Here is a 14,516-nt window from a genome sequence, read left to right as displayed (position 1 = left end):
GACGTACTTCAACATTGGTGAGTAGTCCAATCCTCATAATCTTCAAAGACAGGAGAATGTCTTCAATGTACCTGAGCCATGATCTCAACAACGCATTGCAGGCAACCCACAATTGGATTAGCGATCTGATGTGGAGGCTTCGCTGGCATGACCGCGAACGGGTCTACGAAGCCCTAACCGCGACGCTGCACGCCCTGCGCGACTCCCTAGATGGCGACGAGGCCGTTTACATAGGCGCTCAATTGCCAGCCTTACTACGCGGCTTTTACTACGAGGGCTGGCATCCGAGTCGCCGCGCCATAGCCGGGAACCGGAATTCGTTTCTCGATCGGATTCACTACGGCGTCCATCGTGACCCGGCGGTGGATCCGGAAGAGGTTGCCCGCTCGGTCATAGCCCAATTGGCGGACCGTTTGTCTGCAGCAGAGATCGAAGAGGCCAAGGCCGCCACTCCAAGAGTGCTGCATTACCTTTGGCCAGCCTCCGACAGACGTTTGCCTCCCTGAACGTATCCACGAAGCCACCGCTGGGGAGGAGAAGAGGAAGGCTGCCCCAGTGCTTGCATCAGGACTCGCGGCGTCCAGCAGCAAGGCGGGAAGCGCGGCGAGTCTCGGCTCGCCAGCCGGAACACTGGAATGATTTGAGCAGCCTTTAGCGTGTAGGCCTCAGAACCCGCGTCGCCGGCATAGCGGTCAGTCCTATTATTACCTATTCAGCCAGCAAACGGTTCAATGCCGGCTTAGTCGATGGTGCGACGAGTGCGGAAGCGGTCGAGCTCCTAGGCGGCGACGAGTGGATGAGGTGCGCCTGTGGCGACGCTAGCCGCCCACGCCGGCCTGGCGCTCTGACGATCGTGTGGTTAACCTGCTGCGGCGGCCAAGACACGGCTCCGCCGACCGGTCGAAACATTGATCGTTTGATTTTTTGTCAGATCTCAAACATTTCTCTTGGCGTTTTCGTTAGAAAAACGCCCCCGGCCTCTTCGACGACAACGGAGTCAGATAGAAAATGGTCATTCTGCCCGTCGGTTACCCAGGTCAACAAATGGAACACCATGGATTCGCGTATTTCCATCGAGGTCGTCTCATCCAGGCTCTTTACGCCAGGTCCGCCAGTCCACGTCGGTGGAAAGGATAGACCGAGCATATATCCGCAGTGAGGAGCCTTGGGGCTAACGTTCGCAAGGTCAAGACAAGCCTTCCAAGCGGAATAGACGTCCCTAGCAAGACACCCGGGCTTGAGAGCCGCCAAGGCGGCCAGCTGCGCTTGATGGCTCACTTCGCTTAGTCGCTTTGCTGCTGCAGATGCGGATCCGATGTACCCATATCTGGCCATTGGCGCATGATAGCGATTTACACAGCCCGACAACTCCAGAAGAAGCGGAGCGCCATGTTTGAGAGGCTGTTCGGTCCACGAAGTATGTGGCTCCGCAATCCTGTCCCCCGACCTGAGGAATGGTGGAAAGCCCGGACATTGTCCCCCCGCAGCGATCATCTCACTGTAAATTTTTGCAACGACGGTGTTTTCGACCACCCCCTCACCGGCTGCACCGAGGGCGGTGGAAACCATGAGATCGGAAATTTGAGCAGCGCGCTTGATCTGCTCTATCTCGAAGGGCGATTTTACCTCTCGCAGGCTCTCGACTATACCCGATGCATCAGTGAAATGAGCTTTGGGAAGATACGATTGAAGATGGGCGTCAACTTTAACCGTAGCGGCACTGTTTCGCTGAAGGCCAACGCGCGCGCCCTTGCCTGCCAACGAGACAATTTTAGCCGTTATCAGTGCAGCGACATCACCCGTGTCTGTGTATCCAACAAATTCAACACCAATAGTCTGCCGAGAAACCGTAAGCGCCTCGATATAGCGTGCGAATAAAGTTAACCCTGCGTCTGGAAATACCAGAAGAGCATGAAGGGCAAAATAACCTTCATAATCTAGGCCTGTAATGTAACAGATATCTTCCGGGCTGGTAAATACTGCTGCGTCAATATGTCGGTTACGGCAAGCTTGCTTCACCGCATTTAGCCGACGTTTATGCTCAATACTTGATGGCTTGGCGCGTTGATCCATTCTGGATTCCCAGGTTTGATTGCAATTGTCCACGTTCTTCCTTTGGCGACTGTGTTTTCGTTGGTACAAACACGCAAATGCGGATGGTAGCAGAGCATCGTCGACACGTTCTCCTGCTATGTGCCTATGCTCGACCCGCGGTTCAGCTATCGGGCGGAGGATGTAGTCAGGCACTGGCGCAGATCTGTCCGAAGATCGGCTGTCCAAAGACGATCCGCCGCACAATCGCCATCACCCGAAATTTGTCCATGGTCATGTACGCCATCCCGCGACCGGCGCCGCCAGCTACGATGTTGATCCAAGGAAGCTTCTGACAGCATTCGCCAGTAGTCAGTCGATGTCATCTTAAATCTCACCTGCGGCGGAAATTCCGGTTTGCGCCCGACCCGGAGGATGAATCGCGCGCCGCGCTTCGCACGACGGGAGATTGCCTCTCGAGGTACTCGTGCTTCGCCGCAGGGGTAGTTCCGCGTCCTCGGCAACCGAGTTTCGAGTCAGGCTCTGAGGAAAAGGAAATTAATGTGCCCTTTACAATTCGATAATTCCGAGGTCCACGGCTTTTATGGCCGCGACTGTTCTGCTGGCCACAGCCAACTTTCGCATCACGTTTTTCATATGAAAATTGACAGTATCTACGGAAATTCCTAGAATTTTTCCTATTTCCCACGACGATTTTCCTCGCGCCACCCACAAAATGCACTCTTTTTCTCTCGGAGAGAGGCTAGGAGCTTCCTCAATGGCACTCGAATTGGCGAACTCGGCGACCTTCATGTGGAAATGTAAGGCGGCAAGTTCTAAGTACGTGATTGTTCTATTTTTGAATTCGCTTTCGTCGCCTTGAGCAAAGCTCAAAGTGGCAAAGCAGCCATCGGGGCCGTGCAGTGGAACGCTAATGCCTGACTTTAAGCCGAACATAGCAGCCTCATCGAAAATGCGCCGTTCGTCTTCAGTCGTGCTTGCGGCGTTGTACACCTCGCTCCAGCGAAAGGCGCCTGCCCGCTTTCGACACATTTTGACGATAGGATCTATCTTATCGTAACCCATTTCGAAATAGCGCTCCTGCCATTCATCAGGATAATTCAGCATGACCACCGGGCGGCGTCGGACTGGCCTCCAATCTTTTCGGTCTAGTGTAGGAGAACCATAGGCGATCCACGGGAAGTCAAAATTCAGGGCAAAAGCAGACAGCAGATGGAACAACCGTTCAGATTGAGTAACGCCATTAGCCTGGTCGAGGAATCGGCCGAACTGGACCGCAAACGCTTGCTCGGCTGCCATTGAGAAGTCCATTGACGGGACCGACACTCTGGTTGCCAGCCTTCGCAGTTGAGGGACTGAAGTCGTCGTCGGGCATCCCATGTTCTCTGCTCCGCAGCCATCTGCGCCGGATGTTTTCACTGGTTGCACAAAGCTGCCGCCTATAAAGCTGCGCCTCTGGGCGCCGTGTGTCTGAGGCCGGCATCGCCAAAGCTCTATCAGATTGCCGTAGCACCCAACATTATCTTCGGGTTAAGTCTACGTTACCCAAGCTCTTCTGAAGCTTCATATCGGGACCGTAAATTAAACTTGGGCAACATTTTCATGATTTTTTTCAAGAAGCATGTCGATATTGACCTGATGGGATGGACGGCCTCCAGACTATGTCGTGCCCCAGCAGATGATTAGTTCTAGCGGCGACGAAGCCGCCGACCTGCCCTGCGTCGGTCCTCTGCCACACGGCTTTTGCCACTTGTGGTTCACTCTGGGCATGATGAGCCTGGTTCCTGCAGTCCCGCGCAAAAGCCTCTATCCGCTCACGCCCTCTACGCCGATCCCCGTCTGTCCCAGCCATTAGGCACCGACACATCTGTCCCCAGAGATTGTCCCACCCCGAGCTTCTACGATATCTGTGTCCATAACGACGCGTCAGGGTTTGCTTTCAACTCCAGACAGGTCACCTGCCTCAGGTCTTGCCGGGAGCTTTTGACCTGATGCCCGCCACCAAGGCTCTTTACCTGAGCAACTCGGACTGGCTTGAGGCCTACTCCTGAAGGCAGGTCTCTGCTGGTCGCCGACATTCGAGAGGATTTCGCCTTGATGGTCAGCGCCGCGAATGCGTTTCCGTCGAAGACCCGGGCTTCACCTTCTCCTCCAGCTGCTTTTCCGCCGTTCCAGCGCGTGCCAGAGCGATCCGGCGGACGAGCGCGCCCAACATCATGCGCTTCGCTTCGGCGGACGATGAAAGAACTCCTATGCTCAAGGCTGATATGCGATGCCAAGCTCGGGCCAAACTCCCAGAGATCGATGTTGACGACCTTCGAGAGCAGTGCACCGAGGTGCCATACCCTCCCCGACACAATCTTGAACGGACAAAGGCTGCAACAAAGATATTAACATAGTTATGGAAATTTTCGCAAATGTTTTCTTTCAATGCTATACGATTCATGCAAGACTAAGTTAGGGGACGAAATAATGGAGTATTCGCTATCAGAACGAGGAAATGCGTATGACCGGAAATACCAGGGGTACGGTATCGTTGTCAGATCTTGAGATGTACTTCGATGAAGACTACATTCACTTTGGCGATGTTGTTAATCCCCCCGAAATAAGTGACAGACAATCAGAACTAATTTGGCGGATTCTTTCTCTTAGAGAAGACGTCCCAGTTCTCGAACTTGGGTGCGGGTATGGGCGAATTACCAACCGGTTGGCGGAAAAAGGAGCGCAGGTGGCCGGACTTGATATTTCGCCGATTTTGCTGAAAAAAGCCGAGGCAGATGCGGCTGAACGCGGAGTCAATGTTCAATATGTTCTGGGTGACATGCGTTCGCTGCCCTGGCGAGATCGATTCGACGCGGCATTTCTGTGGTACACGACATTTGGATATTTCGATGACGCGGACAACGAGAGAGTTCTTCGTGAAGCCGCTTCCGCACTTAGAAAGGGCGGCCGCCTGCTAATCGATTACCCCAATCGTGTCGATTTCCTGCGCCACAAGTCGCCTATCTGTTACGTTACGGAGCGTAGCGCCGATGTAAGAATCGATATATTTAGCAACGATGTTCTAAGTGATCGCTCGAACCTCGAAAGGATTGTCGTTCGCGATGGATCCGTTAGACGAACGCACCTTTCTTTCAAACAATATGGCTTTTCTGAATACGTTCGTATGTTGCGAAGCGCGGGATTCGAGGCCGTTGAAGCTTATGGGCAGGAAGGTGAAGCGTTTACATACGATAGTTCTCGCCTCTTGGTTGTCGCATACAAATAACTTGCTCTTGCCTGAACTCAAAGTGGAGGGGGGCATCAGCCCCGATAATCTAAGGAACTATTTTGAAACAAAGTTGCCGCCGGTTTCGACGGTGGGGCGATCACCCTCGGATGCCGCGTCTTGCTGCTTCGCCGACGGGGCTCTCGGCTTTTCGACCGGGTGGCCGCTTTGCTTCATCGACCACCGCGATCCGGATTGCACGGTGCACAAGTGTCGAGACGCTGGTCGGACAGCGCATCGCGGCAATCGCGCTTGGTTACGACGCCGACGATCACGATACACTTCGCCACGACCCGGTGCTGGCGCTCTTGTCGGAAAGCCTGACGTCGGAGATGTGAGGGAGGCAAGGACCGCATGGGCAAATGATCGATCAGATCGGGGCCAAGCAGATTTATGCCTGATCCGCGCTGTCAAACGGCCCTTTAATTGCGGGTAGTTGTCAATCCGGATCTCGCACTGCCATCGCCGGGGTCATGGTCCTTTCCGAGGTCGAGTGCCTCATGATGATGTTCGGGTCGGGCGCCTCAACCTTTCCAACGAGATGCAGATGAACTGCTGTCAGCCGTTTGACCGAGGTCGCCGCAACCACCGTCCCGGCGGGGACATCACGAGCTCCGGAAACGGGCCCGCGATTGGGATCGAGTGCTGATCTGTTATGCCATCTTTTCGCAGCCCCACTCGAAGCTGGTGCCGTCAACCCAAATGCAATGAAGCAGAACCGCGATCTTCCGTGCGACCGCGACCTTTGCCTTCTTCAAGCCGATCCGCCTCGACAGACGCATCCCCCAGGCTTTCAGTGTGGACCATTTCTTAGTCCGGTGCAGGAGCACGCTGGCCGCCTCGTACAGGTAGGTTCGCAGCAGTCGATCGCCCCAACGTGAGACGCGGCCATTAATATCCGTTTCACCGGACTGCTTTCGTCGCGGAGTCAGGCCGAGATAGGCTCCCACGTTGGCGGCCGAGCGAAAGCGCGAGGGATCGTCGATCGTGTGGCGGAAGGTGAGCGCGGTCACCACGCCGATGCCGGGGACTGTCATTAGCCGGCGTGTGGTTTCGTCTTCACGAGCGAGATGCCGGACCTGCCGATCAAGCTTCTCTTGTTCACAGCAGGCCTGCTCGTGGACAGACAGAAGCGCCTGAACCAAAGGGCGAAGCGGATGGCCGTCGGCAACCAGTTCCCAAACCTTTCGCCGGAACTGTGACCCAATCGATCGACTGAACTGCAGCCCATATTCCTTCAGCATGGACCGTGTCTGATTTTCGAGATCGCGACGGATCTCGACAAGTCTCGACCGGGCGACGAGCATGGACCGGGTGGCCTGACTCTCTGCGCTCTTGACCTTCACTTCCCGATACCAGCCGACGAGAACCAGTTCGGCCAGGCCGCGGGCATCGTTCTCATCGCTCTTGTTCATTCGGACTGAAAGCGCTGCCTTTGCATGCCGAGCATCAAGGCAGACGACCGGCAACCCTACCCTTTTCAGCTCGTGCCAGAGCCAGCTGGACATGGCACCCGTCTCAAATCCGATGCGCACGGCTGAGGCGCACGTTTACGCAGCAACTCCGTCAAGGCTCCTGGATCGGACTTCGCCTTTCCCTGGAACACCGTCTTTCCAGTATCTTCGACCACGCAGACGCTCGTCTCCCTCTGCGACACATCCAGTCCGACATATTGCTTCACTGCGGCCTCCTTGATCTCAATGGTCGGCGGCTTTTGCCGTCAGCCGAATCTTCGTTCAAAGGAGCGACGGCAGCAATTACGTCATCGTTTCCAAAACTGAACCCGGATTGGAGTGCGCCCCTCGGACCGGACAGGATGAACAAGCAGAATTGACTTGGATGCCGGCTTTCGAAGGATAGAAGCCCATGGTGACTTATCGCACGCACAGCATCGAGTTCAAACGTCAGGTAGTGCAGGAGTTCCTGTCCGGCGAGACGCTGCATGGTCTCGCCAAGCGGCACGAACTGCCGCGTTGCCTGATTCGCATCTGTTCAGAAATACGAGGCCGGCTCCTTCGACGAAAACATGGCGGCGGCCGACACGATGCAGACCTATGAGGCGCGGATCGCAGCGCTGGAGCGACTGGTAGGCCGGCAAGCCTTGGAAATTGAGTTTCTAAAGGGGGCTCTGAAAAGCGCACCACGTCCGAGAAGCGGGACTACATCCGTGATCACCGGTCCGGCGGCTCCATCGCTGAAGGATGCCGGCTGATGGGGATCGCGCGATCAACCTACTACGATCAACCCGAAACCGCGGTGGATGACACAGAGCTCGTCGAGACGATGGGTGAGATCTCTGACAGCTTCGAAGCTTACGGCTATCGCCGCTTGCAGGCGGCGCTGCGGCAGCGCGGCATCGTCGTCAACCACAAGGAGGCCAGACGGTTGATGCGCGAGCACGATCTGCAGCCCAGGATCAGGCGGCGCTTCATCGCCACTACTGACAGCGATCACGAGTTGCCGATCTTCCCGAACCTGGCGAAGAACGTGACACCCGACGGCCAGAACCAGCTCTGGGTGAGCGACATCACATGCGTGGCGATTGCGGCGGGCTTCGTCTACGTCGCGGTCATTTTGGATGCCTGGTCACGCAAGGTCGTTGGTTACGCCATCGGTCGGTCGATCGACGCGCGCTTGACCGTTGCAGCATTGAAGGCGGCAATCGAACGACGAAAACCCCCGCCGAGCTGCGTCCATCACTCGGACCGAGGTCGCAATATGCCGCACTCCTCTACCGCAACGTTCTCGCCGAGCACGATCTTATTGGATCGATGGGCCGGCGCGGCAATCCCTACGATAATGCGAAAGCGGAAAGCTTCATGAAGACGATGAAGGTCGAAGCCGTCTATCCGATGGCCTACCAAACCTTCGCGTCGCTGAGGACCTTCCCCGCTTCATTGATGAGGTTCAACACCCGCCGATTGCACTCGGCGCTCGGCTATCTCAGCCCGCAACAGTTCGAGGACCACACGCCCGGCAGATGGTAAAAAACTGCGGCTTGACCCTGTCCGATCCGAGGGGCGCACTCTAGATCGGCGTCCAATTTTGCACGCCGATTCACATCCGCGCATCACCATACCGGCCCGCGGCATGTGAAATGATCGCACCCGAAAGGCCTTACACAAGTCCCGCACTCGATCACGCGCTCAAAGGTTCAAATCTTCCTTGCAAAACGCCTGGCATCCCACAAGTTCAAGCGTAAGACCGTATGTCCGCCTCTGCCGATGAGGTGGCTCGCCCTACACTGCGCGTCCGAGTTGCTCGGGCGGGCCGAGCCGATCCTCACCACAGGAGGACGAGCCGTGGCGGATTATAGAGAAGCATTTGTCGGAATCGATGTTGCGAAGCTGAAGAACGCTATTGCGATTGCGGAGGCAGGCCGGGAAGGAGAGGTTCGGTTCTTCGGTGAGGTCGACGCGTCGGCCACCAGCATGGGGCGGGTCATAGGCCGGATCGCCAGCCGCTTTCGTCACCGGCGGCCTCGATCCGGCCTCTTCGAGCCCCAGCAGCAATTGATCCTCGGGGAGCGTCTCAGCACGACGGCCGAAGCGGTGGCGCTGCAATTCCTTGATGATCTGGATCAGCCGGGCGTTCTCGACGTCGCGCGCCAGGACCATCGCCTTGAGCGCGTCCGGATCGTCGGGAAGCGACACCGTCGATCTCAAGCTCGATCAGGCCGGCGTCGCGGACCGTCTTCTGCTTCCGTGGTCGTGCTGGGCGCTGCGCCACCGGTTCCCGCAAGGACCTGCAATCACCGCAGGAACGAACAGAGATTCTGATGCCGTCGCCTCTGCCGAGGGCTGACGCGCAGCTCGGCGCCAGGCAAACAGTTGCTGCGGGGAAAGCGCACATCGGCGAGCTACAGCACAAACCGTCTCACCAGCCTCGTAGCTCTCCGCAACGATCCGCGCCTTCTCCTCTGGAGGTCACTCGCGTCGCCGGCCGGAGCCCGTGGACACCTCGAACCGGCGCACCGGCTCCAAATCGTTCGACTTAAGCGTAAGCTCTGAAATCGTCATATGTCGAAGCCCTCAAAGGCTCCGAACATCGTCCTTCACGCCGATCCGGAAAGGTGCCGTCGGAACATCGCGTACCATCGGCCACACCAAGGGCGAGCACCGGATCGACCGCCAACTACCTCGCCGGTCAGCAGGGCGATGCCGTCAACGCCAACCTGGCCGCCGCCGGCTAAAACTTCTCTCTCCTGCTCAGAGCGACAAAAAGCCTTTCAGCCACCCGGATTGTTCACGGCCGATTCCTGATGCTTGTGAGGCGACACCCACGCTATTTATCAGCTCGAAACGCTGCATCCCTAATGTCGCATGTCAGCCGAGGCACAAGTTACCTATACCGCCTCCTTCACGGCGCTTAGGAACTGCTGGGTGCGCTTGCGCTGCGGATTGCCGAACAGCTGCTCCGGCGTGCCCTGCTCCTCGATCCTGCCGCCGAAGAAGAAGCAGACACGATCGGCGATGTCGCGGGCGAAGCCCATTTGATGCGTAACCATCAGCATGGTCAGGCTGTAATCCGACACAAGCCGGCGGATGACGTTTGTCACTTCGACGATGACCTCAGGATCCAGCGCCGACGTCACCTCGTCGAAGAGCATGACTTTGGGCCGCATCGCAAGCGCTCGAGCTATCGCCACGCGCTGCTGCTGCCCACCGGACAGGCGCGAAGGATGCTGGTTGCGCTTGTCGCCCATTCCGACCATCTCTAGCAGCTCCTCCGAGCGCTCACGCGCCTGCTTGCGCGGAATGCCCAGTACGTGTACGGGCCCTTCCATGCAGTTTTCCAGCGCCGTCATGTGCGGGAACAGATTGAAATGCTGGAAGCACATGCCGATCTTCGAGCGCACTGATCTTAGATATTTCTGGCTGGCGGGCACCAACTTGCCGTCCTTCTCCATGTGGGTGAGCGGCTTGCCGTCGACGTAGATAACGCCCTCGTTGATGTTTTCCAGTGTCATCAGTGTGCGCAGCACCGTGGTCTTGCCCGAACCTGACGGCCCGACGATTGTGACCATCTCGCCCTCTGCGACATCGAGATCGAGATGTTCGAGAACAATCAAAGATCCATAACGCTTTGCGACCTTCTGGAAACGCACCATCGGCACACCCGCGCCGGTAAGCTCTAGCGGGTATTGGGAAAGGTCTTCTGTTTCGTCCATCAGTTCGTCCCGAGTTTGCCGCGAACCCAACCATCGAAGCTGCGAAGAACGGCGGCCGACGGCAATGAAATCAAAAGGAAGATGATACCGACCATCGTATAGGGTTCAAGGTAGCGATAGTTTTCCGAGCCAATTGAGTTTGCGGTTTGAACCAATTCCGCCACGCCGATGACTGACAGCACGGGCGTGTCCTTAAGGATGCCTACCAGGTAATTCCCCATGCCCGCCACGGAAGGCGGCAGCGCCTGGGGAATGATGATGCGGAAATAAGTACGCGCCGTCGACAGATTGAGGGAGGTCGCCGCCTCCCACTGTCCCTTAGGCACATTTTCTAGACCCCCGCGGTACAACTCCGAAAGGTAAGCTGCATAGTGCAGCCCGATGGCTATCATGCCCGCCACCCACGGCGAAAGGACAACGCCGAACTCCGGCCCGACGTAGAACACGAAGAATATCTGCAGCACCAGCGGCGTGGAGCGGATGAACTCGACCCCCTCGCGCGCGGTCATTGTCAATGTCCTGTACGGCGTGCGTTGCGCAAGCGCGAACACGAGCCCCAGGAAGATCGCGATGATGTAGCCGATACCGGCGGCCAAAAGCGTATTTCCGGTCGCCGCCAGCAGGCGGGGGAGAATTTCCCAAGCGAAATCCCAGTCCCAACCGAACATCGCTACGCCCTTCCCGACTTGCGTTCCATAAAGCATTCAAGCCAGCGCATGAAGGGCGTGATGATGAAACGGGCCATGACATAATAGATGATTAGTGCCGTTCCGAAAGCCTTTGCGGACAGGAAAGTCGTCGCATTTATCTGCTTGGCTTGGAACGTTAAGTCGGCGACGGAGATCAATGAAACCAGGGCGGTTCCCTTAAGAAGCTCGATCAGCAAATTGCCCCATTGCGGCAGCAGGATGACGAGAGCTTGGGGAAGAATGATGCGTCGCATGCGAGTCAGCGGCGACATGTTGATCGCCGAGGCTGCCTCCCACTGTCCCCTGGGCACTGAGAGGATCGCGCCGCGAACTAGCTCCGCCCCGTACGCTCCAAGGTTCATACCGACGCCGATAAAACCCGCTATAAACTTGTCCAGCGAGAGCCCGAACAGTGGCAGGACGAAAAAAATCCAGTAAAGCTGCACCAGCAGCGAAGTGCCGCGGAGAAACTCGATATAGACGGTGGCGATCCAGCGAATAGGACCGGCCGGCGCGAGCCGCATCAGGCCCCCGGTGAGAGCCAGTACGATCGCCAGCACGATCGACACGGCGGCCAGCATGGCCGTAACCAGCGTGCCGCTTAGCAGCAGATTCCCACGCGTGACAAGGAATTCGGAATAGGACATGGGCTCGATAAACATCAACGGACAATCGGACATCGGCTGCAGAAGCCGCAGTGAGCTGCTGAGGACAAACCCTCTATAATTGCACTATCGAGCGGCCCGAAGTGCCAACCCGCTTCAGTGATCGCCATGCCGGCATGGCGCTCTAGAACCATAAATTCGACCGGGTCGGCCAGGCTGGGCCGGCGAATAGGCATGCCGGCCCCGCTGGCGCGACCCGCCTGCCTTGCCGCCTTGGTGTAGGGGCAGGCGTCCACTTGATGTCGGGCAGCTCGTCGTTCCGGAAGTCTACTATTCCCGACGTCCTCCTGCGATCTTAAATGCCTCCTGGAATGCAGCTGAAGCGGTTGGTGTACAACGATGACAAGGTCGCCCTGATCTGGAGCAAGGTGGAAGGGCCCACCACGATGCCGTCACTAACGATTGGAGCAAATCCACTTGGTTGTCGTGGCACCCGGAAGGCTGGCAGCTACGATTCCATATTGTTTAACAGAGTTCATCATCTCGTCAGAGCCGACGTACTGATTCAGAGCCTCGTTGAATTTGGCCAGAAAGTCGGCATCTTCGGAGCGGAAACCGAGACCGACCCAATTATAGGTCCACGCCGGCAGAGCGGCAGGATCGGTGGCTTGGATTTCGCCATCCGATTGATCTGCCATGAGTTTGGCTTCCAAATACGTCATGCTTCCAGCATCGCCACGTCCTGCCTTAATTGCCGCGATCACCTCCGAAGGTCCGGGAACAACCATAATTTTGTCCTTGGCAATTCCTTCTTTTTTGGCGGCTGCAATCGTGCTGGATCCAGCATATGCCACAAACACCGCTCCTCTATCGGCGATATCTTTGTACGTATTGATGTGTTTCGGATTGCCGGCCCTCACTATGAAGCCATCGCCGAGCTTCGCAATAGGCTCGGAAAAAGTGACATTCTTGCACCGAGCACCCAAGATATACATTCCACCCGAAATAATGTCATAGCGGCTTGCCTGAAGCCCAGGGATTAGGCCTCCCCAGTCGGTGACGTTTGTCTCCACGTTTGTGTAGCCCATCTTCTTCAGGACACCGAGGGCAATTTCGTTTGCAAACCCTTTTGGATGGCCCTGATCGTCGGCAAATGCAAAGGGCACGACACTGGCGAACCCTATCCTGATTGATTGCTCTGCCTTGACACGATCGGTTACTGGACCGGCATCGGCAGTCCACGAACCCACAAAGAGCCCGAGAACTGCCATCAAAGTGTTGAGTTTCAGCTTACCCATTGTTTTACCCTCTATGGTGACGCTTTTATTTTTGACAAGGCAGCGATCTGTGGTCACCGCAGCTCCGGAGCCTCGGCGCAGGATCGCCTCGATATTGCAAGACTAAGTGGCCAACGCACTTTGTCTGTCGATTACAATTCTGATGCCACGGCCTTTCCTCAACGATTTCCCACGCCGAACGGCCGCCTGGTCTACCCCTTCATCCGCAGCACTCAACGCACGCGACCGAAGATCCACACCGAGCCCTCGAGCCAGCATCCAGCTCTATCGAAGTGAAAGTGGATTGGCAGGCGCCTTGTCTCACATCACAATCAACGATCCCCGACGGGCCCCAGGCGTCGCGAGCTTTTTCAGAGGCCTGCGCACCCGCGCGCATCCCATTCCGGCCTCAGTAGCGACAGTACAAGCTCGTCGCGATGCTCACCGCGGAAAAAGGCGCTGCTGCGCGCCACGCCTTCGGCAACAAAGCCGACGGCCTCGTAGCTGCGCCGCGCCCTGAGATTGTCTGGGAAACAGCAAATCCAGAGCCTGTGGGCGTCGGTCTCCGTGAACGTCGCATCTACTACGGCGCGCATCATTGCCGTGCCGAATCCTCTGCCCGGCTCAGCGACAGCAACCCGCTCTATAAGCGTCGTGTGCTCTGGCGAAGCCCAGTCGCGTAGGATGGCGAAGCCGAGCGGCATTCCGTCATCCTCGGCCACAAAGTAGGCATAACGCGAATCCGCGAGAGCCGCCAAATGCCGGGCTTCCTCCCAGCGGCCGACTAGCGCTTCGTATCCTTCCAGCCGCTCCGTGCGCATGATGAACGGGATGTCGGCGGCGGCCCGCCTCAAGGTCACGTTCATTGGACAATCCTGTCGATCGATGCTTCGCAATAGCGCACAAGACCGCTCGAGAGCTTTGCCAAAGTCTTCTCACCTCATGAGACTCTCTTATTCGTTTGTGGATCGGCCCTAGGTCGAATCGCTCAGCTCGCTCATGATGTTGACCCTGAACTGGCGGCGGAAGCTGGTCAGTTGCTTCGACATCGAACATTAGGTCCACCAGAGAACAAGATCTGGTCGCGCAAACCCGAAAAAGCTGTTCAGCACCAGGCGACGCGTTCCGTTGCCTGATTGACCGGTGACCCCGTGAACGAAACCGCCATTGATCAGGCCGATATCCCCCGCCCTGAGCTGGAAGTCGCGACAAGGAACGCCCTCGAGATAGGCTGCCGAATAGGGATAGCCCGTAGTCTCCACACCTTGAGACTTTCGGTCGGTGACTGTCGGCTTGTGGCTCCAGAGCCGCAGATTGCCACCTTCCTCGGGCATGCTGGGATAGAAGTTGAGTGCTGCGACGGTGTTGTGCGCCACCGCAGAAAGCTCGTAATCGTTCCCAGCACATAAGACTTGAGCGACGTCGTCGTGGGGGTCCAAGGAGAATGTGCCGCTG

At 57.0% G+C, this 14,516-nt stretch carries 12 protein-coding genes and 6 pseudogenes; 7 read left to right on the top strand and 11 right to left on the bottom strand.

From position 1 onward, the window contains the following. The first annotated feature begins 65 nt into the window (after nucleotides 1-65). Nucleotides 66-506 carry a DUF2267 domain-containing protein gene (locus NKI35_RS28115; protein WP_352742012.1) on the top strand — a complete coding sequence of 147 codons (441 nt, stop codon included), beginning with the start codon at nucleotides 66-68 and terminating at the stop codon, nucleotides 504-506. A gap of 421 nt (nucleotides 507-927) precedes the next feature. On the opposite strand, the gene NKI35_RS28110 is transcribed toward NKI35_RS28115, so the two are convergent. After that, nucleotides 928-2,073: a M24 family metallopeptidase gene (locus NKI35_RS28110; RefSeq protein ID WP_352742010.1), complete on the bottom strand. Its 1,146-nt coding sequence runs from the start codon at nucleotides 2,071-2,073 to the stop codon at nucleotides 928-930. Nucleotides 2,074-2,601: 528 nt separating this feature from the next. Then, nucleotides 2,602-3,351: a LuxR family transcriptional regulator gene (locus NKI35_RS28105; protein ID WP_352742008.1), complete on the bottom strand. Its 750-nt coding sequence runs from the start codon at nucleotides 3,349-3,351 to the stop codon at nucleotides 2,602-2,604. A gap of 1,207 nt (nucleotides 3,352-4,558) precedes the next feature. Here NKI35_RS28105 and NKI35_RS28100 point away from each other — a divergent pair. Both NKI35_RS28100 and NKI35_RS28095 read left to right on the top strand, forming a co-directional pair. Continuing rightward, nucleotides 4,559-5,320, top strand: a complete 762-nt coding sequence (locus tag NKI35_RS28100) for a class I SAM-dependent methyltransferase (RefSeq protein WP_352742006.1) — start codon at nucleotides 4,559-4,561, stop codon at nucleotides 5,318-5,320. A 66-nt stretch (nucleotides 5,321-5,386) separates the two neighbouring features. After that, nucleotides 5,387-5,646: pseudogene (locus NKI35_RS28095) on the top strand (transposase); the annotation flags it as partial. Between the two features lie 327 nt (nucleotides 5,647-5,973). On the opposite strand, the pseudogene NKI35_RS28090 reads toward NKI35_RS28095, so the two are convergent. Next, nucleotides 5,974-7,001: pseudogene (locus NKI35_RS28090) on the bottom strand (IS110 family RNA-guided transposase). Between the two features lie 185 nt (nucleotides 7,002-7,186). On the opposite strand from NKI35_RS28090, the gene NKI35_RS28085 reads away from it, so the two are divergent. The 4 genes and pseudogenes from NKI35_RS28085 to NKI35_RS31390 form a co-directional block, all read left to right on the top strand. Next, nucleotides 7,187-7,378, top strand: coding sequence for a hypothetical protein (locus NKI35_RS28085; protein ID WP_352742004.1), 192 nt, complete (start codon nucleotides 7,187-7,189; stop codon nucleotides 7,376-7,378). A gap of 105 nt (nucleotides 7,379-7,483) precedes the next feature. Next, a complete protein-coding gene (locus NKI35_RS28080) occupies nucleotides 7,484-8,143 on the top strand; it encodes an IS3 family transposase (RefSeq protein WP_352742030.1) in 660 nt (219 codons plus the stop codon). Further along, nucleotides 8,140-8,307, top strand: a complete 168-nt coding sequence (locus NKI35_RS28075; protein ID WP_352742002.1) for an IS3 family transposase — start codon at nucleotides 8,140-8,142, stop codon at nucleotides 8,305-8,307. Before NKI35_RS28080 ends, NKI35_RS28075 begins: the two co-directional genes overlap by 4 nt. Nucleotides 8,308-8,622: 315 nt before the next feature. Next, nucleotides 8,623-8,787 (top strand): annotated as a pseudogene (locus NKI35_RS31390) (IS110 family transposase); the annotation flags it as partial. Between the two features lie 21 nt (nucleotides 8,788-8,808). On the opposite strand, the pseudogene NKI35_RS28070 reads toward NKI35_RS31390, so the two are convergent. From NKI35_RS28070 to NKI35_RS28035, 8 genes and pseudogenes are all read right to left on the bottom strand, one after another. After that, nucleotides 8,809-8,937, bottom strand: a pseudogene (locus NKI35_RS28070) (transposase domain-containing protein); the annotation flags it as partial. Nucleotides 8,938-8,991: 54 nt separating this feature from the next. Beyond that, nucleotides 8,992-9,234, bottom strand: a pseudogene (locus tag NKI35_RS28065) (transposase); the annotation flags it as partial. A 431-nt stretch (nucleotides 9,235-9,665) separates the two neighbouring features. After that, complete coding sequence (gene ehuA / locus NKI35_RS28060; RefSeq protein WP_352742000.1) at nucleotides 9,666-10,490, bottom strand: ectoine/hydroxyectoine ABC transporter ATP-binding protein EhuA; 825 nt, start codon at nucleotides 10,488-10,490, stop codon at nucleotides 9,666-9,668. After that, the gene (gene ehuD / locus NKI35_RS28055; protein WP_352741998.1) at nucleotides 10,490-11,158 is read right to left on the bottom strand and encodes an ectoine/hydroxyectoine ABC transporter permease subunit EhuD; all 669 of its coding nucleotides are present in this window, start codon (nucleotides 11,156-11,158) and stop codon (nucleotides 10,490-10,492) included. Before ehuD ends, ehuA begins: the two co-directional genes overlap by 1 nt. A 2-nt stretch (nucleotides 11,159-11,160) precedes the next feature. Then, on the bottom strand, nucleotides 11,161-11,841 hold the full coding sequence (gene ehuC, locus NKI35_RS28050) for an ectoine/hydroxyectoine ABC transporter permease subunit EhuC (protein ID WP_352741996.1): 681 nt from the start codon (nucleotides 11,839-11,841) through the stop codon (nucleotides 11,161-11,163). Nucleotides 11,842-12,239: 398 nt separating this feature from the next. Then, the gene (ehuB, locus tag NKI35_RS28045; protein WP_352741994.1) at nucleotides 12,240-13,139 is read right to left on the bottom strand and encodes an ectoine/hydroxyectoine ABC transporter substrate-binding protein EhuB; all 900 of its coding nucleotides are present in this window, start codon (nucleotides 13,137-13,139) and stop codon (nucleotides 12,240-12,242) included. A gap of 293 nt (nucleotides 13,140-13,432) precedes the next feature. Continuing rightward, complete coding sequence (locus NKI35_RS28040) at nucleotides 13,433-13,927, bottom strand: GNAT family N-acetyltransferase (protein ID WP_023827135.1); 495 nt, start codon at nucleotides 13,925-13,927, stop codon at nucleotides 13,433-13,435. A 189-nt stretch (nucleotides 13,928-14,116) separates the two neighbouring features. Further along, nucleotides 14,117-14,516: pseudogene (locus NKI35_RS28035) on the bottom strand (2OG-Fe(II)-dependent halogenase WelO5 family protein); the annotation flags it as partial.

The organism is Mesorhizobium sp. M0676 (genome assembly GCF_040320535.1).
GTDB lineage: Bacteria > Pseudomonadota > Alphaproteobacteria > Rhizobiales > Rhizobiaceae > Mesorhizobium.
This window is presented reverse-complemented; position numbering and strand designations above follow the sequence as displayed.